Genomic DNA, 22,962 nt, shown 5'->3' with positions numbered 1-22,962 from the left:
CTTTTTTAACACAAATGCTCTGAAAATTTTGCTGCAATTTTCAATCTAAAAAGAATACATTTTCCATGTTTTCTTTTAAAAACACACAAAAACACAAATGAAAAATCCGGAACTTAAGTTCCGGATTTTGTTTATAAATAATAGTATTCTATTAGAATAGTTCTTTTCTAATGATATTCTGAGAACGTTCCGGACCAACAGAAACCAAATAAACATTAATTCCCAAATGCTCTTCTATAAACTCAATATACTTCTTCGCATTAGCAGGAAGCTCATCGTAAGTTCTCGCATTCGTGATATCCTCGTCCCAACCATCCAATTCTTCATAAATGGGTTCATAATCATATAATTTGGTAGTTGAAGATGTAAAGTAATCGATGATTTTTCCGTCTTCCGTTTTGTATTTTGTAGCGATCTTCAAAGGATGGATTCCTGTAAGAACGTCTAATTTAGTAATCACAAGATTATTGATTCCGTTGATCATACAAGCATGCTTAAGCGAAACCAAATCTAGCCAGCCAGTTCTTCTGGGTCTTCCTGTTGTTGCTCCAAACTCAAAACCGATCTGTCTGATTTTTTCCCCTAACTCGTTATCCAACTCAGACGGGAAAGGACCATTCCCTACCCTTGTAGTGTAAGCTTTTGCAACACCTATCAGATTTTGTAAAGCAGTTGGCGGAACTCCAGCACCAGTACAAACACCGCCAGTAGACGGAGACGAAGACGTCACATAAGGATAAGTTCCGAAATCTATATCAAGCATCAAGGCTTGCGCTCCTTCAAATAAAATATTTTTACCGTCATTGATTGCTTCATTAATTTCTAATTCTGTATCAACGATTCTGTCTTTCAGTCTTTCTCCTAAAGCCAAAAATTCCTGATAAATCTCCTCAACATCCAAGCCTGGCTTTTCGAAATATTTTTCAAATAGAGAATTCTTTACTTTTAAATTTTTCTCGATTTTTTCTCTTAGAACTTCAGGATTCAGAAGATCAATCATTCTGATTCCCACTCTTGCGATTTTGTCTTCGTAACAAGGTCCAATTCCTTTCTTCGTGGTTCCAATTTGGGTTCCGCCTTGTTCCTCTTCTCTATAAGTATCTAGCAAAATATGGTAGGGCATTATCACATGGGATCTTCTGCTAATGAAAACGTGATCTGTTTTAAGGCCTTTGCTCTCGATCTGTTCAATCTCTTTGATAAATGCTTTTGGATTTACAACTACACCATTGGCTATGATGCATTTGCCTTTACATTGCAGAACGCCAGACGGCAAAAGATGCAATACGAATTTCTCATCTCCAACATAGACCGTGTGACCGGCATTATCTCCACCTTGGAAACGGACAACATAGTCTGATTTTGCCGACAGAACATCCGTAATTTTTCCCTTTCCTTCATCTCCATACTGGAGACCTACAACCACGTAAGTTGACATATATTTTACTTTTTTTAGATTATTTACAAAGTTATACTATAAATATGGCTTAGCAAAATCCTAGAAAATAAAAAACCCTCTTACTATGAATAAGAGGGCAAAAACACAAATGATGAAAAAAATTATAAATGCATTACTGCACCTACAATACAATTTTCGGTACAAAAATCGTACAAATTTTACAATTAACACAAAAAAAAAGAAACTTTCTTCCAAAAAGTTAATTATATATTATTATTAGATTCAAATAAATAATAATATAAACCTATTAATCAATAAAATGCAATATTTGTAAACCTAAAATTAATAAATCAATAACGTAATCTGAATCAATTATAAAAAATCAAGGAGAAATCATATTTTCCATAACCATTAAGAAAATAATACTTTAAATTTAATTTTAAAATAAATTATTTTAACCAAAATAAAAAAATAATTTTAATTTTGAATTAACAAATATATTTTTGCGATATAATTTTAATTAAATATAAAAACAATATAAACGATGTGCGGAATTGTATGTGTGTTTGACACAAAACAAAAAAATGAAGTTATAAGACCTCAGATATTAGAAATGTCTAAAAAGATTAGACACCGTGGTCCGGATTGGTCAGGAATCTACCAACACGACAATGTGATTTTCTCGCACGAGAGATTGGCGATTGTAGATCCCACTTCTGGTAAACAACCATTATTTACAAAAGATAAAAAAGTTGCTTTAGCGGTTAACGGCGAGATATACAATCATCAGGAGCTGAGATCAGAATTTCCTGATTACGAATTTTTGACTCAGTCTGACTGTGAAGTTATCTTAGCTCTATACAGAAGAGATGGAAAAAATTTCCTGGAAAAACTGAACGGCATTTTTGCCTTCGCATTATATGATGAAGAAAATGATGCCTATCTGATTGGAAGAGATCATATGGGAATCGTTCCATTATATATGGGCTGGGACAAAGACGGAAGCTTCTATGTTGCTTCTGAATTGAAATCCCTGGAAGGCGTTTGTAACAAAATTGAAGAATTTCTGCCAGGTCATTTTCTTTATAGCAAAGATGGACAGGAATTGCAGCAATGGTACAAAAGAGACTGGACAGACTTTGAAAATGTAAAAGATAACGCCACAGATATTGCTGCCATCCGAAAAGGATTGGAAGAAGCTGTTCACAGACAACTGATGAGCGATGTTCCTTATGGTGTTTTACTGTCCGGTGGTTTGGACTCTTCCATCATTGCAGCCGTTACTGCAAAATTTGCAAGACAAAGAATCGAAAGTGGGGACACGCAGGAAGCTTGGTATCCAAGACTGCACAGTTTCGCTGTTGGCTTGGAAGGTTCTCCGGATTTAGCCGCAGCAAGAAAAGCGGCAGACCATATTGGTTCTGTTCACCACGAAATTAAATACACTGTTCAGGAAGGTTTGGATGCCATCAAAGATGTGATCTATCACTTGGAAACTTATGATGTAACGACTATCAGAGCTTCTACCCCTATGTATCTTTTGGCGAGAGTTATTAAATCCATGGGAATCAAAATGGTGCTTTCCGGAGAAGGTTCGGACGAATTATTCGGAGGTTATTTATATTTCCACAAAGCTCCTTCTGCCCAAGCTTTTCACGAAGAAACGGTAAGAAAATTAGGAAAACTTCACCTTTATGATTGTTTGAGGGCCAACAAATCTCTAATGGCTTGGGGAATCGAAGGTAGAGTTCCTTTCTTGGATAAAGAATTTATGGATGTGGCGATGACCATCAATCCAAAAGATAAAATGGTTACGCCGGAAAGAATGGAAAAATGGGTTCTTAGAAAAGCTTTTGAAGATATTTTACCAGAAAGTATTGCTTGGAGACAGAAAGAGCAATTCAGTGACGGTGTTGGTTATTCCTGGATTGATACTTTGAAGCAAGTGGCAGAAGATGAAGTGACGGACGAAATGATGTCCAATGCGAAATTCAGATTCCCAATCAATACGCCGATGAGCAAAGAGGAATACCGTTACAGAACCATCTTCGAAAGTCATTTCCCAAGCGATTTTGCGGCAAGTTGTGTTCCTTCTGTTCCATCTGTGGCTTGTTCTACGCCGGTTGCTTTGGAATGGGATGAAGCTTTTAAGAAAATGAATGACCCGAGCGGAAGAGCGGTGAAAGTTCACGAGACGGCGTACTAATAACTAAACATAAACTAACTATTATTGCAAAAAAACCACAAGTCTCGGCTTGTGGTTTTTTCATCTTTGAGATTTAATTGATACTTAGGAGCACGGATTGCAAATCCGCGCTATCGGGTTAATCTGCGACTTCAGGTTTTTATCGTTTTTTGATATCAATAGTCTATTAGCTCTTCCATTCTTAATCTCGCAGCATCTATTATCAACTTTGTAGCATACCAAAAATCTTTTTGGTTTTCACTTTTTTGAGAATTTCGTGTTAAGTTTTCTGTGTAATACACTTTTTTATCATGCTTATCATTATAAATCGTTATGCTACTGGATGATGGATCCAAATATGTATATTGAGCACCAAGACTATCTCGCTTTATTTGATCTACAGCATTAATTATTTCTAAAAATCTATCATTGGTAATCCTAGAAACAAAGATTTCTCCATCCTTTCGTACAATAAGTCTAACTTTCCCCTTTCGATTATTTTTGATTGGTTTTAAAGTGACACCTATATCACTGCCAATTATTATTGAATTGGAATGTTCGAATTCCATTCTTTCAATTTTTTGAGACCAACAAAACTGAATACCAATTAAGCCTGATATAAATAATAAATTTAATAATCCGTTTCTCATAATCATATAACACTCTCGACTGAGGCTTTTATAATTGCTTAGTTAGTATTATATCTTTTGGTAATGGCTCTGGAAATGAATTTTCTCATAAGTTATTTTGTTTTTTTATTACATCACTAATGTAAAAAATTCTCACAATAAGAAAGTACGGAAAATCACATTTTGACAAAAATTTAATGAATTTTTAATTTTTATCAGACATTATCTGCGGATATACCAATATTTATTTTAATTTTATCTCATTAACGAAATTCAATTTTTAATTAAAAACAACACAAAAGATGAGAAAATTCATTCTTAGTATCCCGGCAAAAGCCGTTACGGATACCTATACCGCAACCATTACTGGTGCTCTTACACCAATCAATCCTTACAAAATCAATTTAACGGATGACGAGAAACCCGGCATGCGAACGATGGCGGAAGGCAGAGAAGGCTACGCACGATTAATCTCTCGCATTGCCACACAGTTTCCGGATGCTCTGGGCAGGAGCGACAGTCCAGAAGAACTCGTGGCACTATTGGATTATTACAGCAATCTGGAAGGCAGCAGAATAGCCATTCTGCAGAATCTTGAAACTTTTGAGAAGATTCAGCTAGGGGCTTCTGCAGATATTATGGCACTTACCGACCGTTACAAAAATAACCTGCAACTCTCCCGAGAGAATGATGCAGCACTGGATCTTGCGATGCGCGATGTGGATAGCTGGAATAGCCGATTTACCAATAAAAGCAAAACAGACGACGCACCACTATCCGAATAGTCTTATTATTAATCCACACAAATCCGCTTTGAGTTTTCAAGGCGGATTTTTTTATGGCATTTGCTTTACATTAATATCTTAGAATATTTATTGAAGAAACTTTAAGGCTAGGAATCAACTTAAAGTTGTTCGCCTATGAATATTATAGGCAAGCCTATCAATTCAGTAAGCTAGCCTATGGATTTAGTAGGCGAGCGTACCAATTTGAAAGACTTACTTATAACTTTTGTAGGCTCGGCTAAGTATTTGGAAGGCGAACCTACTATTTTTACAGGATCGCTTTCACTATTTATAGGATTGGCTATCTTTTACTAACCTCTCCTATCTTTGATAAAGGCTTACCAATGGATTCTTTTGGTTCTCCTACTTTTTTAACATGTCGCTCCTACGGAGCTTTAACCAATTGCAAGAAACTGTTCTATTAACAGTTGGTGGCTCTGCCATATTATTTTATTGATGTTATTAAAGATTATGGCTCTGTCGCTTTAACTTTAACGATAGTCTAAATAACCTGAGTTCAGGTTAAGAAATTATTCAATAGGAATGGGCTAAAGCCCATTTTAGTGTGGAAAAAGAGTGTTATGCTTTAGCCAAAACTTAAAATATGTTTTGGCTAAAGCCTTTTTAAATTACATTTTAATACATCGGGCTGAAGACCGACGCTATTGATAATATACTCTGTTTGATATTCAGAAATTTAAAGTAAATCGTTACCCGGCCTCAGGTTAAATAATAAGCTTCAATTCACTCCAACAAAAAACCACAAGATCAGTCTTGTGGTTTTTTATTTTTTAATTGTAGTTGCTTAGCTCGTTTTTTCCGTCTTTCGTAGATGACTTCGGTGATTTTTCCGCCGATCCAGGAGAATGGGAAGAAAATTAAGAATATCGATATCTTATAAAAAACAGGATGATAGGGATAGATGATGATATCCAGCATCGCAATGAAAAGCATAATGAAGCCTATCAGAATAGCATAAGCCACTTTGGCATATTTCACAATCATTGCGGTTACCACCCCTCCAAATGTTACGCCCAATCCTCCGAAAAAAAGTAAGGCGACAAAGAAAGAATCTTTTTTCTGAACCGACTGGAGAAGTGCTTCCCAATGATCAAAAGGTGCAAACTGCTTGTAAGTAACCCAGTCAGAATCGATCTTTATCCCGAATGTGATAATGAGAGCGGCCACTGTTAAACCAGCCAAAACACCTAATGTATTCCTAAGAAAGTTCATCTAGTCTTTGTATGCAATCATTGATATTTCTACATCAACATTTTTTGGAAGACAAGACACCTGCACAGTTTCTCTCGCCGGAAACTGATCGTTGTTAAAGTAAGACGCATAGATCTCATTCACAACAGCAAAATCATCCATATTTTTTAGAAAAATCGATGCTTTTACAGCATTATCAAAACTCATTCCAGCTTCGGTTAGAATCGCTTTCAGGTTTTTCATCACCTGGTGTGTTTCCTTTTCGATCCCTTCAATCAGTTTTCCGGACTCCGGATCTACAGGGATCTGTCCCGAGATGTATAATGTTCCGTTAACTAAACAAGCTTGTGAATAAGGTCCGATAGCTGCCGGCGCTTCTGACGTATGAATGATTTTTTTCATTAGAAAAATTAAATTTTTACAAAACTATATAAATTAGACGGAAGTTGGAAACCAGAGGTCAAAGATTTCTATTTATATTCTATAATAACTAAAAATGGCTACCTGGCAATTCCGATCCTAAAAAGTACTGTTCGGCTGGGTAAAGCTTCTCTCTTTATACTTCACAGCATCTTTAAGTATATTGGCTTTGATACCGATGAAAAAATCATAAACTTTATATTGTCCAAACGGAACCCAGTTAAAAGTAATGGTGAAACTACGCTGATCTCTTGCAAAACCTAATCTTGTATAGCCCAATTCCTTTTTCTCGATGTCATAATTGGTACTTCCGTTGATGTTCCAATAAGGTGTCAGCTTGATACTACCGTCCAGACCAATAGTTGCAACTTTGGTAGCCGTCCTCGTAAGACCTCTTGTATAGGCATAATTGGCATTCACGTTCAGAGTCCAGGTTGGACGGTAATGGGAGTAATTATCATCATCGAAAAAATAATTCTCGTTCCGGATCTCGCCTTTCTTTTTATAGATCTTGGACAATTCTTCTTTCTTTCCAAAAATAGCCTCGCTCATTGGATAAGACATCTGAACATTGAATCCCTGTAAACTAAAGTGACCAAAATTCTCTGTTCTCACACCAGTATCCAAACCGTCTGTAAAAACAATTTCGTAAGGTTCTATGGTAAGGCTCGAGTTGACATTCAGTTTATTATTAAAGAATGACGATTGCGCATTAACGCTGAAAACAGACCATTTGTACTTCTCAGCAGCAAAATTGTATCCTCCCGAGATATTAAGGTTTTCAAAGATCTTCACTTTTTTTACACCGGTAGAATCTGTTTTGGACCTTACCTTCATCTCAACATTATTCGCAATATTGAAACCCATTGTCTGCTGAAGTCCTGATGGTGGTGCTCCATAAATCCCGTTATCAAATATCGAATAAGGTGTCATCTCTCCTCTGGCATTAGAATAATTCTTATAATAACCCCAGCTTCTTTCTGAGAAGTCTGGCGAATATGAGAAGCTGACGCTCGGCGTTATCATGTGACGGATGGCGACAATCGGAGAATTTTTTCTAAAGTTTTTTTGCCCATACAAGATGGTTTGTAAACTTGCACTTGTCGAGAAATTGGAGTAAGCCGCAATACCTCTGTTGTACTTATCTTCTACCTTATTGGTTATCGGATTATAGTTTTTCTCAAGCGTTTTCGTCGTCATTACATTATCCGCATTGGCACTCAGTGAGAATGTGAAAAACTTGGCTAATGTTGTATTCGTAGAGATCGAAATATTGTTTTTAGCGCCAGTTTTCAGCTCGTCCCACATCTCTTTTTTGAATAGCTTGTCGGAAGTTGTCGTAACATAGTTACTCAACGCAAAACCCGTATTGACATTAATATTTTCCAATAATCCTGTTCTGACACCGGTTTTTGGTTTAAATAAATAAAACTGATTAACAGCTATTGTCATATCCGGCAGACGCAGATCTGTAAGATCTGTCGCAAAATTCTGGTTATAAGCCATACTTGCGCTGATCGTTATAGGAAGATTCAGAAATCTTTTGGTCACGTTAACTCTTGACGTTTGAGTCGTGTTAAGAACATTCTGATTAAAAATATAATTGTTGTTAACCGTATTATTGTAGAACTTACTGCTCACAATATCCACACTCGCATTGAAGGTAAAATAAGGATTAGCTTTGGAATCCTGAGAATGTCGCCAGGCAATCCTGAATGTTTTGGTTTTGGAATAATCATCAAGACCTTTTATACCTCGAACCGTATATCCGTAATCCGCCGCAAAGTTCCCGGAATATCTGTATTTTTTAAGGTAATTAAGTTCCGGTTTCAGGTTCCAGCTTCCTTTGGTATAGATGTCTGACAGGATTTTCAAATCAAAATGATCACCAATAGGCTGATAATAACCTAATCCGTTCAAAAAGAAACCAACATCCTGACGCTCTCCAAAACTCGGGATCAAAATCCCCGCAGATCTTTTATCAGAAAAAGGAAGAATGGCGAAAGGCATAATCAGAGGCGTCGGAACCTGTTCTATATACATCTGGATAGGTCCGGTTACCAGCTGAGCATTGTCTTTTCCTTTGATCAATTTGATGTTAGGTGCCGACATATGATAATCCGGAAGCGAATCTTTTTTCTTCAGAAAGTATTCATCCGTTGTGTAAATCGCCTTTCTCATAAAAAAAACCGAATCATTGTATTTCTTGGTTTTCTCTGCGACAATTACACCTTCACTCTCCTCAGTCCTTGCATTGAAGGCAATAGCCTGCTTGGTTTTATAATTATAAATAACCTCGTTATACTCATATTTCTTTCCGCCTTGTGTCGCCACAGCTGGAACAGTGATTCTACCCTTCTCATCCTGCTCACCTCTCGCATAGATTTTTCCCGTTTCCCAGTCTATCCTGATATAATCGGCATCAATCTGCATATCCTGATAGATAATCTGCGCTTTTTTGTTTAAGAAAGTTTGTTTGTTGGAGATCGAGGAGCTGCTTTTATATTCTGCTTTTGTTTTAACAACATCATCCAGTTGTTCCTTTGGCAATATGGTATCTTTTTTTACAGATACAGTATCTCTGGATACGCTGACAGTATCCTGAACACCACTTTTTTCATCAATATTTTTAGGCACAGTTTGTGATAAAATATTGTTAAAAATTAGGATATTTAAAATTAGTAATATACTTTTGAAAATACTTCGAGCCAATGCAGTCATTCTGAAATTGGGTTCAAAATTAATTAAATTTTAAAGATTAAAATGACCAGCCTTAAATTTTATAATAAAATTTTCTTCCTGTTAACATTTTTTATTGGTTTTAGCAGCTTTTATTCTCAGAAAAAATTCACAATAGTTTTGGATGCGGGACACGGCGGCAGCGACATTGGTGCTAATAGATATTACAGTGACATCGGATCGGTACAGGAAAAAAATGTAACGCTAGGTATTGTTCTGAAATTGGGGAGGATGTTGGAAAAACACAAAGATTACAAAGTTATCTATACAAGGAAGGTGGACGAATATCCTTCTTTGACAGCTAGAACAGATCTTGCCAACAGAAGCAAAGCAGATCTATTCATCTCGATTCACGTTAACTCATCACCTAGCAAAAGCGCAACAGCACAGGGAACGGAAACTTTTGTACAAGGTCCCAATCAAAACAAAGCCAACCTGGATGTCGCAAAAGCAGAAAACGATGTAATTTTCCTGGACGAAAAGGATAAGGAGAATTTCGCATCTTATAATCCCAGTTCTCCTGAATCATTAATAGCTCTTAAAATACAGCAAAGTAAATACCTCCAGGCGAGTCTTACGATTGGCGGTCTGGTTGAGGAAAATTTCGTTAAAAAAGATAAAAGATTGTCGCGCGGTGTGAAACAGGAAAACCTGCACGTACTAAGAATGAATGCGATGCCTTCCATCCTTATAGAAACCGGTTTTGTCAATAATTATGATGACGCGCGCTATATCTCAACAGAAGAAGGTCAGCAGGCCATTGCCGAGAGCATCTTCAATGCAATTGTGAGTTACAAGAAATTAGTTGACCGAAATATCAAAGAGCCTGAACCTGAAAAACCGGTAGAACAGCCATTGAAAAATGATTTCAGGATCTTATTAATGAGTACGCCAACCAAATATAACGAGGATGATCCAGCCCTTAAAGGTCTTAAATACATTTTACCGATCAAAGAAAATGGCGCATACAAGTATTACTACGGAACCACTAATTATGCCTCTGTAAGAGATACCAATCTGAAAACAGCAAAAGATGCAGGCTTCCGAAATTCTATGGCGATCAGTTTTGTTCCGAATCAAGCATTAGGAATGGGCTATTATACTTTAGAAATCTATGCGGGGAAGGATAAACTGGATTCAAAGTCAGTTGTTATGAAAACACTTCCGGACATGATCAGAACCAAAGAAAACGGCATTTTCTATTATACCTTTGGAAGATACAGAACATTTGAAGATGCTGTCAAAGCACAAAAAGATCTTGAAAGCAAAGGGATCAACAATACAGTTATCGAGAAAAAACTGAAATAGATAAAAACTGTTGCGGAAAAAATATAAAGTATCTATTTTTGCAGACCGTAAAACGGATGGCCTATTCGTCTAGTGGTTAGGACTCAAGATTTTCTTTCTTGCAACAGCGGTTCGATTCCCCTATAGGCTACAATAAAAAAACAAAGTGAAAGTTATTGATGGTAGCTTTCATTTTTTTTATCCGGAATTTAAAGTCTGAAAAATATCAAAAAAACATTTTGAATTTTAAAAAATATCTATACTTTTGCAACGCCTTAAAAGAGGAATGAAGAACATTAAATCTTCGTAATCAAAAATGATTCGATCAAGGCAAAATAAATTTTAATTTTTTTTTTTAAAAAGTTTGCAAATTAAAAAATAGTTTTTATCTTTGCACCCACATTTGAACGATATGGCAAATCATAAATCAGCACTTAAGAGAATCAGACAAAACGAAGTAAGAAGACTTCGTAACAGATACTACCACAAAACTGCTAGAACAGCTTTGAAAGTATTAAGAAATGAAGCGGATAAAACTGTTGCTGCTGAGCAACTTCCAAAAGTAATCTCTTTGTTGGATAAATTAGCTAAGAAAAATATTATCCACAAAAACAAAGCGGCTAATCTAAAAAGCAAATTAACTAAGCACGTTAACAGCTTAGCTTAAGATAAGAGTCTGGCCCGTTCGTCTATCGGTTAGGACCTCAGATTTTCATTCTGGTAAGAGGGGTTCGATTCCCCTACGGGCTACTTAAAATACCTTCACTAATTTTCTGGAGGTATTTTTTTTAAAACTTTTAGAATCTGTTTTTTTTAAATTAGATTACTAAATTAAACATAGAAAATTAACCTGGCCCGTTCGTCTATCGGTTAGGACCTCAGATTTTCATTCTGGTAAGAGGGGTTCGATTCCCCTACGGGCTACTTAAAAACCTTCAGTTCTTCTGAAGGTTTTTTATTTTTATTATATTTGATTATTATTTAAATGCTATGAAAATCCTCATCATCAACGGTCCGAATCTCAACCTTCTTGGAACACGCGAACCGGAAATCTACGGTTCTGTTTCTATGGAAGATTATCTGAATGAATTAAACAATGAATTCTCTTCTGACGAAATTGTATATTACCAATCCAATATCGAAGGTGAATTGATTAACCGTTTGCAGGAAGATGATTTCGAAGCTGTAATTATTAATCCAGGTGCTTTTACCCATTATTCTTATGCTATTTCGGATTGTCTTAAGAATATTGGCAAACCTAAAGTTGAAGTTCACATCAGCAATATCTACAAACGTGAAGAATTCCGAAAAAAATCTGTAACCGCGGAAAGTTGCAATGCTGTGATTTCCGGATTTGGGATGAAAGGCTATAAATTAGCAATCTTAAGTTTAAAATAAAAAAAGAATCTCGATTGAGATTCTTTTTCGTTTATTCTATTTTGACGAAGAACTTACCAACTGGTGTTCCGTCTGCCATATTGCTTTTCGCTAATATCAGCCAATATTCTCCTTTTTGTTTCGTATCATATTCGATTGTTGGTCCAAAAGGTCCGTCAAAAGTATTGTCCGGCATTCTGATTTGATTGAATCTCAAATTCATTGGTTTTTGTGTTTTGATGTAACCATTGATTTTGGCTTGGTTGAGGTTTTCTAATTTCAGAATCAGTTGGTCGTCTGGATTTTTAATTTCTAGGTTGAGGCGGATTGGCATTTTAGATGCGTCGACGGTTACGATATTTTGATTGGATTCTTTTTCTGTTTTCAAAATGGTTGATAGTGAATCCATCGGTTTTTCAATTGTGGTAACAGTATCTACTTTCTGTTCTTTGATTTCTGGTTCTTTTTTACAGGCGACCAAAAACAGTGGAATTAATGCCAAATATTTTAAACTATTTACTTTTAGGTTTTTCGATATTAATGAATTCATAATATAAAATTTTTGAGAGAAAAGTTTCTTTTTGATAAGATACAATTCTTTCCTGGAGTTTATTTTTCATTTCGGGATTTCCGGTTTTCTCAGCATAGTCCAGCAAAGTTTTCTCGTTGTAATTGATGGAAACCAAGTGGTAATTGTCGGCAAAATCCTTTCTCTTGATATTGTTTGCAGTGATAATTCCGCCCCAATTGACATAACTGCAAACCAAAATCAAGCCATAACAAGCCCAAAACATCTTGTTGAAAAGGAAAGCGTTGGTCTTCTTTTTCTGGATTTTGATGAATGTGAAAATCAGACCAATCAAAGCCATTGCCAGGAAAGCATAAACACCGAGACGTTTGTAAGTCAAACCATAATTGATGATGTATTCTGAATTTTTAAGGGAAGCTGAGATGACCAAAACAGCATTCAGAACAATCCAGATTTTAGCTGAAATCTTAAGTGATTTTGCTTTTTCATCAAAATTAAATCCTTTTTTGAAATAAAATAGTATGACAAGAATCGCCATCACAATGGACATTATCACAGCGTTGACACGTTCGTGCGTTTCAGCACTCAAGCTATCGGCCGATTTTGTGATTTCGAAAAACTGTTCGTAATTGTAAGTGGCAATGAAAATCAACAGCAAAATATTAAGCGCAGAAAAAGAAATCAATCCGCTGGTCCTTTCGGAATCGATATCCAGGAAAGAAAATGTTGGTTTTTGAATTTTGACTAAGCCAGAAAAATCATCATTCAAATATCTGTTTTGTTTGAAAATAAATCTTTCCACTCCGAAATTCCAGAAAATAAAACCGATATAAAATCCGGCAATTGCCAAAACAATAAAAGTTAAAGGCTGAAACTCAAGCTCAGAATCTTTAAATATATTAGCAAAATGGTCACTCCCAAAAGCGTAAATGAAAAAGAAAATTGTGATAAAAAACGCAGGGATGAGAACAATGGCGATGAGTTTTTTTGCAAAACTTCTCTCTCTGGATTTCTCGTACCATTGCTCTATGTTGAAAACTCTTCCCAAGAAAGTGAAGAGATTCAACAATAGAACTTCAATATATAGAAATGGTTTTAGTTTCGGATAAGTTCCTTTGAACCTCAGCAAAAATAATGATACAAAAACGGCTGCGAAAGAAATAGCGTCGCCAAACCAAGCAAAAGCTAATGATGAAAGAATAGAGGTTACAAAAAGAGTTAGAAATGTTCTGGTCTTGAATTCTGTTTTAGTTTGAGTGTAAGTCAGAATACTTAAGAAAATCCCGAAGATTCCCAGATTGAGCGCAATATATTCTTTGTAAAAGAGAATGATAACTGCCAAAACTGTGAGGAAAATTAAATGATGTTTTTTCATAATTGATAAATGTTTTTATTTGTTTTTAAACACAAGGTTCATAAGATTTTTGCACAAAGAGCACTATTTTAATTAGACGCTTTTTGACTTTGGTAAATTCTATTGTGTCCATTGTGAAAAACCTTTGTGTTCTTTGTGGTTAAAATTTATATAGATTTAAGAGTAAACAACGTAATCTCTGGTCTGCAATTAAATCTGACCTGGTAAGAATGTCCGAGGGCGCGATTGATATAAAGCATTCGTCCATCTTTCAAATCGAAGATTCCGTAAGTATATTTTCTGTTTTTTACAGGCAAAATGAGAGGTGGAAGAAAAGGTGGCTTGCATTGTCCACCGTGTGTATGTCCGGATAAAATCCAACCTTGATAATTGTTCCAGACATCCAAATCGCAGACATCGGGATTGTGGCAAAGGACGAGATTAGCTTCTTCCGGATTAATGGTTTTTGTTAATTTTTCGGGGTGAAAATTAGTTCCCCATAATTCTTCGAAACCATAAATATTGAGTCCAGATAAATTCACTTTTTCATCCCGCAGAACTTGAATCTTGGAAGCTGTCAATATTTTGGAAACCTCATCTGCAACATATTCTTCTCTCCATTCTGCTCCATAATCGTGATTGCCAAGAATTGCAGTTGTTCCAAGTTTTCCGTGAACTGCTTCTTTCATTACGGTTTTCAATTGTTCAAATTGTTCAGGATTATCTTCCCAGCAAACAAAATCGCCTGTATAAACCACAAAATCAGGTTTGTAAGCTTTTGCTTGTTTAAAAGAATCAATTAAATAATTCCAATCGAAACGGTTGCCAACGTGCAAATCAGAAATCTGCATCAAGATTTTGTTATGAAGATTGGATGGGAGATTTTTGATTGGTAAATCTTGTTTGACAAACTCCAACATAAACGGTTCAATTTGCCAACTGTAGAATAATGATAATCCTGCTGTTGCTAATAATGATTTTTTGATGAATGATTTTCTGGTCATAATTGTTTTGATTTAAACACAAGGTTCACAAGGTTTTTGCATAAAGAGCACTAATTTTAATTTTATAGTTTTAAGATTTTTTTCGAATAAAACATTCGTGTCTATTGTGCAAATATTTGTGTTCTTTGTGGTTAATAATTATAAAGTTCTTTGAATTACAAAGTTAATTTTCAAAAAAAATCGGGAGTTATCTTCCCAACAATTTTTCTAAGTTATTGATATGTTCTGTGAAAGCATCTCTACCCTTTTGTGTCACTCGGTAAGATGTCTTTGGTTTTTTGCCTACAAATTCTTTTTTGATTTCTATATATTCTGCTTTTTCAAGAGCGGAACTATGGCTTGCCAAATTTCCGTCGGTGGCATTCAGCAGGTTTTTCATTTCGGTAAAATCAACCCAGTCGTTGACCATAAGAACGGACATAATGCCCAATCTTACACGGCTTTCGAATTCTTTGTTGAGTTGATTTATATTGACCATTTAAATTACCTTTTATCTTTAACTACTCGAAATTTTGTAGCTCTATCTATCAATTTAAAATTTTTATCTACTTGTACAATCTTGGCATCTGTTCCATTTAATTCCCTTTTTAGCATTAACGTTTTAGATTCAATAACGTTATCAATATTATCTTTATCTAATGTTATAATAGTATCTTTAATAGAATATTTACCCCGTTGAATGGATTCTCCTAAGCCACTTCCGTTACCAAATTTATAAGTTCCATCTTTTCTAAATTCCAACGAACTTCCATTATAATCTCCATCATAAAAAACTTTCAATACAATTTCAGAATTATCTCTTGATGATAAGTAGAGTTGACATCCAATATTTAAAATTATAATTAAGATTCCAATAGCTGTAAACAAAAAGCTCTTATACTTTTTTGAAATTTTAAAATTGTTAAAATCATTTCTAACTGTTATTGTAAAAAAAACAATAAACAAAATAATTAATAAAAAATAGATTACGCCATCAAAAATAAATGTATTATCAGCTGTTTTAATTGAAAAATATAAATAATAAATTCCAGTAATTACTGATAGAAACAAAATTAAAATAGATGATAATTTCTTCATTTACTTAAATTTCAATCATACTTTCTATACATCAAAATCCCATAAAAAATATGCAAAAATCCAAATCCTACAGCCCAAAATATCAATCCCCAACCCAGCCAGAATAATGCAATAATTCCAAGAATAACTTCGCAAATCCCAAGATATTTGACATCACTTAAAGTGTATCTTTCAGCATTAATCAAGGCTAATCCATAAAAAATAAGCATTGACGGCGCAATTAAAGGAAAATAATGATGATACCAAAGTGCGATGCAAAAAAATCCGCCTGCAACTAATGGAATTGCAAAGTTGATTAAGAGTCTTTTGGTAATAGAATCCCAAACTTTCAGGTTCTTCTTTTTACTCTTTCTGGCAGTAAAAATATAACCACTAGAAATTGCCAAAACTAAAATCACTAAAGCAACAAAAAATAATTCCTGAACTAAAGCCGGCGTATAGATGTTTCTTTCTCCATCAAAATAATCTATTCCTTCTCTTTGGAAAATAAAATAAACATAAACAGAGCCGAGCAATGCAACAATTCCTGCAATTACCCCGGACAAACCGCTCAATGAAATAAATCTCGAACTGCGTTCCATCATCTGACGGATATGCGCTAATTCATCTTGATAATTTTTCGATTCCATAAAAAGAACTTTGAATTACAAAGTTATAATTTATTTTAAAACTCCAAAATAAATTTTGAAGTTTTTTTGAAATAAAAAAGGGAACAATTAAGTTCCCCTTTATAAAGTTATTTTTTGATGATTTTGAAAGTATGAATCTCTGAATTTTTATCCGTTAGTTTAATGACATAGCTTCCTGAAACTATGTGACCGATATCAATTTTTAAATTTTTATCAGAAACTGTCTTCTGAATAATCATTTTTGAGCTAACATCAAAAAGTTCAAAATTTTTAATTTCAACTGGTGAATCGATATTCAGAATTCCCGTCGTTACTGGGTTAGGGAAAATTTTGATATTTTCTTTCTCATTATATTCTACAGAAAGATTTTCATCACAATTAATCAAAGCATCCCAACCAGGATAAGTTGAACTAGAGTCTGAAGTAAACCGGAATGTCAAAGCTCCAGAATAATGTGAGGACTTATATGTCTGTGGAAGATTCTGCATTGATCCAGAAGAAAACAAAATCGGAGATAATATATCTGGTCCATTATAAATCGTCAATCTATCGCAGCAACTTTCCAGATTGAAAAGCGTGAACTGTGCGCTCACTAATTTTCCAGCAGACATAGGATAAATTGTCTTAACCCAATTCTCATTATCCTTATAGCTTCCATTCACGCCTCCAGAATCGTAGAAGTGGTCGCCACAATACTTTGGATTTGTACAGAAATTAGTTGCAGATTTTGTCCACTCAGAATTTCCATTTGTACATCTTGATCTAACGTAAACATCATAACAAGTATTTTCTAATAAATTAGAAATTAAATATGATTTTGTATTAACTACAGTTCCTTGACCAATTGGAGTTTGCCCGGACTTAACAATTTCTATCTCCCATTGTGTAGCATTAGAATTTTCTGTCCAATTCACATTCAAAGAATTAGATGTTGAACGCTCTAATGTAATCAAAGTTGGCTTTCTTGCACAAGGTGGCATTGGCTCACAAATTATTTGAGCATCCCAGCCAGCCTTAGTACTATTTGATGAGTAAGTATAAAAAACAAATGTTAATGCTCCTGTAGAAGAATCCGTGGAGGATAAAGTTCCCGGAGGTGTTGTATTTCCGTAACTGTTATATAACAAATTATTACTGTTTGCATATGCTCCATCAAAAACTCTAAATTCATCATACAAATTAATATCTAACAGGTCAAAAATAGCTTTTACTCTATTACCTGAACCTGATGGATAAATTGTTTTTGTAAAATATTCTCCTGCAATATAATTACTCAACACACCACCTGAATCATAAAAATGATCTCCCGCACAATAATCTGCTTGTGTGCAGACTAACTTGGACACACCCCATTCTGATTTTCCACCAGCACACACAGACCTGATATAAACTTTGTAGCAAGTATTTCTAAGAAGTCCTGGGATTGTATAAATACGAGAAGAGACAATTGTTCCAATTCCTGTTGGACTATCTCCATCTTTTACAGCTTCTACTTCCCATTGACTTGCATTGGAATTATCAGTCCAGTTAAATGTCAAAGTATTAAGTCCGGAATTCTGAAGATTAATATAAGTTGGCGGATTAGGGCAAGCAGGCATTGGCTCACAAATAATTTTAGCATCCCAACCTGCCTTATTGCTATTATTTCCAGAAGTTGAAAAATAGAATGTTAACGCTCCTGTGTTGATATCTGTTGATGAAATAGTAGTTGGAGGTGCTGAATTACCATAATTATAACTATATAGAACATTATCACTATATGTATTAGTTCCATTATATACAGTAAATGAATCGTATTGATTGATATCAAACATTTCAAAAACAGCCTTCACTCTATTACCATTTCCTGTTGGATAAATCGTCTTGGTAAAATATTCGTAGGTTGTAGGATAGCCACTTAATGCACCTCCTGAATCATAGAAATGATCACCACCACAATAATCACCTTGAGTACAGAATAACTTAGATACAGTCCAGTTAGAATTACCTCCAGAACAAATAGATCGAATGTAAACTTTATAACAAATATTACTTTGAAGTCCTGTAATAGTATATGGACGACTAGAAATAATAGTCCCAGCACCAATCGGGGAACTACCATCTTTTACGACTTCTATTTCCCATTGTGTAGCATTGGAATTTTCCGGCCAGTTAATGGTCATTGTATTCAATGTAGAAGATTGTAATGTAATTTCTCCTGGAGCATTAGGACACGATGGCATTGGTTCACAAATAATTCTCGCATCCCAACCAGCTCTATTATTTGTATTACCAGATGTATAAAAATAAAATGTTAAGGCTCCTGTTAAAATATCTGTAGAAACCAAAGTTCCTGGTTGAGTAGATCCTCCATAACTGTTATATAATATTGGAGTATTATATGTATTAGATCCATTATAAACTGTAAATTGATCATACTGATTAATATCAAACAAATCAAAAATAGCTTTTACCCTATCGCCATTTTGCGATGGATAGATAGTTTTGGTATAACTCTCATAATTATTTGAATAAACACCTGAAGCTCCTCCAGAATCATAAAAATGATCGCCACCGCAATAATCTGCTAAGGTTGCAAACTTGGGAGAACTACTCCATTCCGAAGTTCCGGCAGAACATAGAGACCTGATATAAATTCTATAAACACTATTGGAATCTAATCCGTTAACAGTATAAGGTTTTGTTGAAACAATCACTCCCTGGCCTGTAGGATTATTCCCGTCTTTTACAGCTTCTATTTCCCACTGTGTTGCATTGGAATTGTCTGTCCAATTAACCCTAAGACTATTCAATGCAGCAGTTTGCAATGTTATAGATTTTGGATATTCTGCACACGCAGGGATTGGTTCACAGAAGATCTCTGCGTCCCAGCCCGATTTAACAGAACTTCCATCAGAGGTAAAAGTAAATGTTAATGCACCTGAAGTATGAGTAGATCTAAATGCAGCAGGCAAGTCCGACATGCTTCCGCTGTTAAATAATACAGGGAAGTTTTTATCAGGCCCATTGTAAATAATCAGTCTGTCACAGCACGATTCTAAAGCAAACTCATTAAAGACCGCTCTAACCCTATTTCCTGCAATTGCTGGATAGATGGTTTTTGTCCAATTCTCATTATCTTTATAATTTCCATTTGGACCACCTGAGTCATAAAAATGATCTCCCGCACAATAATCTGGAGACGTGCATAGTCTTGCAGGATTAGACCAGTCTGAGAATCCAGTGGCGCAAATTGATCTTACATAAACATCGTAACAAGTATTAGTAGATAAGCCTGATTTTGTAAATGATTTTTGTGAAATATTCTCGCCAACACCTGTAGGGATCGAACCAGCTGGAACCACTTCAACCTGCCATTGTGTTGCATTAGAAGTATCTTCCCAGCTAAACGTAATTAAACTAGGTTGTGAATTAGTCAACAGAATATTTTTAGGTACAGTAGGACAAGCAGGTTTTGGCTCACAGCTTATAGTCGCATCCCACCCTTCTGCTCCATTTCCGTAAGCATAAAAACTAAAAGATAAAGCTCCCGTAGGATGAGAAGACCTAAACGTATAAGGCAGCTGCATATTTGTTCCGGAAAACAGGATAGAGCCACCAGCATTCGGGCCATCGTATATTGTAAAATATGAACAGCAGCTTTCTACATTGAATTTATTAAAAGTTGCTACAACCCTGTCCCCAGCATTCTCAGGATAAATTGCTTTAATAAGGTTCTCTCCAGGTGGATAATTGCCGTCGGCACCTCCTGAATCGTAGAAATGATCGCCGCCACAATAATCTGCAGTAGTGCAGAAATTACTTCCTTTTATCCAAGGTGAGTAACTTCCTTCATCTCCACAAACGATTCTGACATATACATCGTAACAAGTATTCTTAATCAAATCAGTTATTGTATATGGAGAAGAGGTAACAACATTGCCAGTTCCAGTTGGTGTTGTCCCTGCTGGCACAGTTTCTATTTCCCATTTTCCAGATGAGGAGTTGCTGCTCCAACTCACAGTAAGAGATGAAGTTCCTGCACTTACCAATTGCAAATATTGAGGTGGATCGCAGTAAGTATTAAATGTGTTTACTGGAGAAAAAGAACTTTCACCACATTCATTAATTCCTTTTACTCTCCAATAATATTTTGTTCCTATGCTTAAATTCTTGGAGTATCTATTAGTGGATACTGTATAGCTTTCTTTAACAGAAAAATTAGAGTCTTTCGAAATTTCTAAAAGATAAGATTCAGAATTAGAATCGGATGACCAAGTGAATTCCGTATTATTATAATTGACTGAAAGATTATTATTAGTCGGTGTGAGGAGATTAGGAACAGAAACATTACTATCATAGATTGTAAAGCTTATCGGATACTCAAAAGTATCTGTTCCACTTTGTCCTTTTACAATAATGTTATATTTACCTTTTTGCAAACTTGAAATCCCTAATATATTAAGAGTAAAGCTTCCTTCTGCAGATAAAGTAACCGGACTAAAATCAGCTGACAAGCCATTAGGTAAATTCAATACAGAGAAAAGCACATTATTTGAAAATCCATTTTTTGTATGGAAGTCAAAATCAATTGTAATGTTATCGGTAGTAGTTTTACATAATTTGATATTATTCTGAGTTGTATTGAACCAGAAATCCGTAGTTACAATGCCTGAAGCGATGAGTGAGTAATTCTGGGACTGATTAACCAAACTTCCTTTATGTTTAATTGTCAACAAATAAGTTCCTGCTACTGGTGTATCAATCTCAATTTTCTCAACATTATCAAGATTGTTAACACCTCTTGTAGCTGCTGAATTGACAGCCGAAGGATCTAATTTCCATGGAAAATATTCTGTACCATCTCTTGAAAGAACAATATCCAAATCGTTGACCAAATTTGGCGTCGGATCATCTATGGTATTAGATGGCAAATCGCCTACAGGATCTGTCCAGGCTAATGTAACCACTAACGGATTAATACCATCACTATTTAAAATGATCTCTTTTGTTTCACCATTAGCCAAGGAACTCTCTTCTATTTTGGAAAAAAGATTTTTATTCTTTATAATAGTTGCAGCTTTTTCAGCATTGATTAATCCCCAACCAAACTTGTAATCCGGCCCCGGTGCAACGCCTGCCTCATCAGCAGAGTGAATCATCAAGCCTTTAAGACTCGATGCTTTCATATAATTATTATTCAGTTGATTATAATACTGCTGCAACAAAAGTAATGTTCCAGCGACACTAGGAGAAGCCATAGAAGTCCCATCATAATACTCATAAGAATTGTTAGCATAATTAACTGCAGAAAATGTGTGAACACCTTTAGCTGAAATATCCGGCTTAATACGTCCATCATCCGAAGGTCCCCAACTACTAAAATCTGACATTATCACAGAGGAAGTATCAGTATAATTTAAAACCTCTTCCACAGCTGCAACAGTAATAACGTTTTTACTAAGCGCATGTCCTGTTATCAGATCAAAGCCATTCTTCCCAGTATTAACGCCATAAATCCTGGAATTCCCGGCGGCACAAACCATTTGGTAGTAGGGTGCATTAAAATGAATTTCGTCAAAAGCTTTTGAATCATCATCATATTTCCCAAACTTTTCTACGCCATAATAATATGGATTATAGCCATAAGAGTGATTGGAAATCAAAAGTCCATTTGCAGCAGCATTGGCAACCTCTGCTACGTCATTATCCCAATCGTAAGCATTTGCGCTACCTTTAAAAGCCATTCCTCTTGCATTACCATTTTGCACAGCATCTGTCCCGATTATGGTTCCGGCAACGTGTGATGCGTGAGGATGCAGATAAGGAGAATTATCACTTAAAGAAATTCTGTTAGAAAAAAGCTCGTGTGTTAATAATGGACTTCCAGCATCCCAAACACCAGCAAGCATCCCTTCGCCTTGTATAGAAATTCCTAAACTACCACCGCTATAGAGTCTATCGGCCCGTGAAGTTATTCCGGCATTCCGGTTTTCTGTCATGTAATAGATGGGTTCCAAATCTTTGGTAACACCTACTAATCGGGAATACGTAGAATCTGTAATTATAATTTTACGCCAATTGTTTTGATCTGCCAGGGAATTAGCTAAATTAAAACTGAGGTCAAATTTCTTTCTTTGATTGTCGGAGAAAGATTTTAAATAATCAACTTTTGTAGATTGCTGAATCCGCCTGATGCTTTGTTGATCTTGGGAAAATATACTTATACCAAATAATAAGCATATTAAGAGAAATTGGTTATTTAGTTTTTTCATTTTAAAAAATTTCCCAAAAATAAATAAATTCTTAAATATTTCTTAAAAAATGTTAATAAAATTCAAAACAAAAATGATATTA

At 35.2% G+C, this 22,962-nt stretch carries 17 protein-coding genes and 3 tRNA genes; 8 read left to right on the top strand and 12 right to left on the bottom strand.

Annotated features, from left to right (window positions below):
* Positions 1-151: 151 nt before the first annotated feature.
* Positions 152-1,438 carry an adenylosuccinate synthase gene (locus BXY58_RS04280; RefSeq protein WP_120212577.1) on the bottom strand — a complete coding sequence of 429 codons (1,287 nt, stop codon included), beginning with the start codon at positions 1,436-1,438 and terminating at the stop codon, positions 152-154.
* Between the two features lie 505 nt (positions 1,439-1,943).
* Here BXY58_RS04280 and asnB point away from each other — a divergent pair.
* Positions 1,944-3,605 (top strand): asparagine synthase B, encoded by a 1,662-nt coding sequence (asnB, locus tag BXY58_RS04275; protein WP_120212576.1) that lies wholly within the window; start codon positions 1,944-1,946, stop codon positions 3,603-3,605.
* A 155-nt stretch (positions 3,606-3,760) separates the two neighbouring features.
* Here the strand turns inward: asnB and BXY58_RS04270 are convergent, their stop codons facing one another.
* Entirely contained in the window at positions 3,761-4,153 is a 393-nt protein-coding gene (locus BXY58_RS04270; protein WP_120212575.1) for a hypothetical protein, read from the bottom strand.
* A gap of 362 nt (positions 4,154-4,515) precedes the next feature.
* Here BXY58_RS04270 and BXY58_RS04265 point away from each other — a divergent pair, with 362 nt between their 5' ends.
* Entirely contained in the window at positions 4,516-4,998 is a 483-nt protein-coding gene (locus tag BXY58_RS04265; RefSeq protein ID WP_120212574.1) for a hypothetical protein, read from the top strand.
* Between the two features lie 768 nt (positions 4,999-5,766).
* On the opposite strand, the gene BXY58_RS04260 is transcribed toward BXY58_RS04265, so the two are convergent.
* The 3 genes from BXY58_RS04260 to BXY58_RS04250 form a co-directional block, all read right to left on the bottom strand.
* The gene (locus BXY58_RS04260) at positions 5,767-6,231 is read right to left on the bottom strand and encodes a hypothetical protein (protein ID WP_120212573.1); all 465 of its coding nucleotides are present in this window, start codon (positions 6,229-6,231) and stop codon (positions 5,767-5,769) included.
* A complete protein-coding gene (locus BXY58_RS04255; protein WP_120212572.1) occupies positions 6,232-6,612 on the bottom strand; it encodes a RidA family protein in 381 nt (126 codons plus the stop codon).
* 117 nt (positions 6,613-6,729) lie between these two features.
* Positions 6,730-9,351 carry a putative LPS assembly protein LptD gene (locus BXY58_RS04250; protein WP_120212571.1) on the bottom strand — a complete coding sequence of 874 codons (2,622 nt, stop codon included), beginning with the start codon at positions 9,349-9,351 and terminating at the stop codon, positions 6,730-6,732.
* Positions 9,352-9,393: 42 nt separating this feature from the next.
* On the opposite strand from BXY58_RS04250, the gene BXY58_RS04245 reads away from it, so the two are divergent.
* The 6 genes from BXY58_RS04245 to aroQ all read left to right on the top strand — a co-directional run bounded on the left by BXY58_RS04245 (position 9,394) and on the right by aroQ (position 12,054).
* A complete protein-coding gene (locus tag BXY58_RS04245) occupies positions 9,394-10,677 on the top strand; it encodes an N-acetylmuramoyl-L-alanine amidase family protein (protein WP_120212570.1) in 1,284 nt (427 codons plus the stop codon).
* Positions 10,678-10,735: 58 nt separating this feature from the next.
* A tRNA-Glu gene (locus tag BXY58_RS04240) sits at positions 10,736-10,807 on the top strand.
* Between the two features lie 261 nt (positions 10,808-11,068).
* Positions 11,069-11,323, top strand: coding sequence for a 30S ribosomal protein S20 (gene rpsT, locus BXY58_RS04235; RefSeq protein ID WP_120212569.1), 255 nt, complete (start codon positions 11,069-11,071; stop codon positions 11,321-11,323).
* Positions 11,324-11,334: 11 nt separating this feature from the next.
* A tRNA-Glu gene (locus tag BXY58_RS04230) sits at positions 11,335-11,406 on the top strand.
* 102 nt (positions 11,407-11,508) lie between these two features.
* Positions 11,509-11,580 (top strand) — tRNA-Glu (locus BXY58_RS04225).
* A 66-nt stretch (positions 11,581-11,646) separates the two neighbouring features.
* Positions 11,647-12,054 (top strand): type II 3-dehydroquinate dehydratase, encoded by a 408-nt coding sequence (aroQ, locus tag BXY58_RS04220; protein WP_120212568.1) that lies wholly within the window; start codon positions 11,647-11,649, stop codon positions 12,052-12,054.
* Between the two features lie 31 nt (positions 12,055-12,085).
* Here the strand turns inward: aroQ and BXY58_RS04215 are convergent, their stop codons facing one another.
* From BXY58_RS04215 to BXY58_RS04185, 7 genes are all read right to left on the bottom strand, one after another.
* Positions 12,086-12,583 (bottom strand): hypothetical protein, encoded by a 498-nt coding sequence (locus tag BXY58_RS04215; RefSeq protein WP_120212567.1) that lies wholly within the window; start codon positions 12,581-12,583, stop codon positions 12,086-12,088.
* A complete protein-coding gene (locus BXY58_RS04210; protein WP_120212566.1) occupies positions 12,546-13,937 on the bottom strand; it encodes a DUF4153 domain-containing protein in 1,392 nt (463 codons plus the stop codon). Before BXY58_RS04210 ends, BXY58_RS04215 begins: the two co-directional genes overlap by 38 nt.
* 146 nt (positions 13,938-14,083) lie before the next feature.
* Entirely contained in the window at positions 14,084-14,920 is an 837-nt protein-coding gene (locus tag BXY58_RS04205) for a metallophosphoesterase (RefSeq protein ID WP_120212565.1), read from the bottom strand.
* Between the two features lie 187 nt (positions 14,921-15,107).
* Positions 15,108-15,398: a winged helix-turn-helix domain-containing protein gene (locus tag BXY58_RS04200; RefSeq protein WP_120212564.1), complete on the bottom strand. Its 291-nt coding sequence runs from the start codon at positions 15,396-15,398 to the stop codon at positions 15,108-15,110.
* 5 nt (positions 15,399-15,403) lie between these two features.
* Positions 15,404-15,997 carry a hypothetical protein gene (locus BXY58_RS04195; RefSeq protein WP_120212563.1) on the bottom strand — a complete coding sequence of 198 codons (594 nt, stop codon included), beginning with the start codon at positions 15,995-15,997 and terminating at the stop codon, positions 15,404-15,406.
* An 11-nt stretch (positions 15,998-16,008) separates the two neighbouring features.
* Positions 16,009-16,626, bottom strand: a complete 618-nt coding sequence (locus BXY58_RS04190) for a hypothetical protein (RefSeq protein ID WP_120212562.1) — start codon at positions 16,624-16,626, stop codon at positions 16,009-16,011.
* Between the two features lie 107 nt (positions 16,627-16,733).
* Entirely contained in the window at positions 16,734-22,880 is a 6,147-nt protein-coding gene (locus BXY58_RS04185) for a fibronectin type III domain-containing protein (protein ID WP_120212561.1), read from the bottom strand.
* Between the last annotated feature and the right edge of the window lie 82 nt (positions 22,881-22,962).

This window comes from Epilithonimonas arachidiradicis (genome assembly GCF_003610695.1).
Lineage (GTDB): Bacteria > Bacteroidota > Bacteroidia > Flavobacteriales > Weeksellaceae > Epilithonimonas > Epilithonimonas arachidiradicis.
The sequence above is the reverse complement of the archived record's forward strand: the minus strand, read 5'-3'. Positions and strand labels throughout refer to the sequence as shown.

Bases quoted from the DNA above. Each gene is read 5' to 3' on its own strand.
- BXY58_RS04250 (WP_120212571.1), bottom strand. From the start codon at position 9,351: ATGACTGCATTGGCTCGAAGTATTTTCAAAAGTATATTACTAATTTTA.
- BXY58_RS04200 (WP_120212564.1), bottom strand. From the start codon at position 15,398: ATGGTCAATATAAATCAACTCAACAAAGAATTCGAAAGCCGTGTAAGA.
- BXY58_RS04205 (WP_120212565.1), bottom strand. From the start codon at position 14,920: ATGACCAGAAAATCATTCATCAAAAAATCATTATTAGCAACAGCAGGA.
- asnB (WP_120212576.1), top strand. From the start codon at position 1,944: ATGTGCGGAATTGTATGTGTGTTTGACACAAAACAAAAAAATGAAGTT.
- aroQ (WP_120212568.1), top strand. From the start codon at position 11,647: ATGAAAATCCTCATCATCAACGGTCCGAATCTCAACCTTCTTGGAACA.
- BXY58_RS04260 (WP_120212573.1), bottom strand. From the start codon at position 6,231: ATGAACTTTCTTAGGAATACATTAGGTGTTTTGGCTGGTTTAACAGTG.
- BXY58_RS04185 (WP_120212561.1), bottom strand. From the start codon at position 22,880: ATGAAAAAACTAAATAACCAATTTCTCTTAATATGCTTATTATTTGGT.
- BXY58_RS04195 (WP_120212563.1), bottom strand. From the start codon at position 15,997: ATGAAGAAATTATCATCTATTTTAATTTTGTTTCTATCAGTAATTACT.
- BXY58_RS04280 (WP_120212577.1), bottom strand. From the start codon at position 1,438: ATGTCAACTTACGTGGTTGTAGGTCTCCAGTATGGAGATGAAGGAAAG.
- BXY58_RS04265 (WP_120212574.1), top strand. From the start codon at position 4,516: ATGAGAAAATTCATTCTTAGTATCCCGGCAAAAGCCGTTACGGATACC.
- BXY58_RS04270 (WP_120212575.1), bottom strand. From the start codon at position 4,153: ATGGAATTCGAACATTCCAATTCAATAATAATTGGCAGTGATATAGGT.
- BXY58_RS04210 (WP_120212566.1), bottom strand. From the start codon at position 13,937: ATGAAAAAACATCATTTAATTTTCCTCACAGTTTTGGCAGTTATCATT.
- BXY58_RS04190 (WP_120212562.1), bottom strand. From the start codon at position 16,626: ATGGAATCGAAAAATTATCAAGATGAATTAGCGCATATCCGTCAGATG.
- BXY58_RS04245 (WP_120212570.1), top strand. From the start codon at position 9,394: ATGACCAGCCTTAAATTTTATAATAAAATTTTCTTCCTGTTAACATTT.
- rpsT (WP_120212569.1), top strand. From the start codon at position 11,069: ATGGCAAATCATAAATCAGCACTTAAGAGAATCAGACAAAACGAAGTA.
- BXY58_RS04215 (WP_120212567.1), bottom strand. From the start codon at position 12,583: ATGAATTCATTAATATCGAAAAACCTAAAAGTAAATAGTTTAAAATAT.
- BXY58_RS04255 (WP_120212572.1), bottom strand. From the start codon at position 6,612: ATGAAAAAAATCATTCATACGTCAGAAGCGCCGGCAGCTATCGGACCT.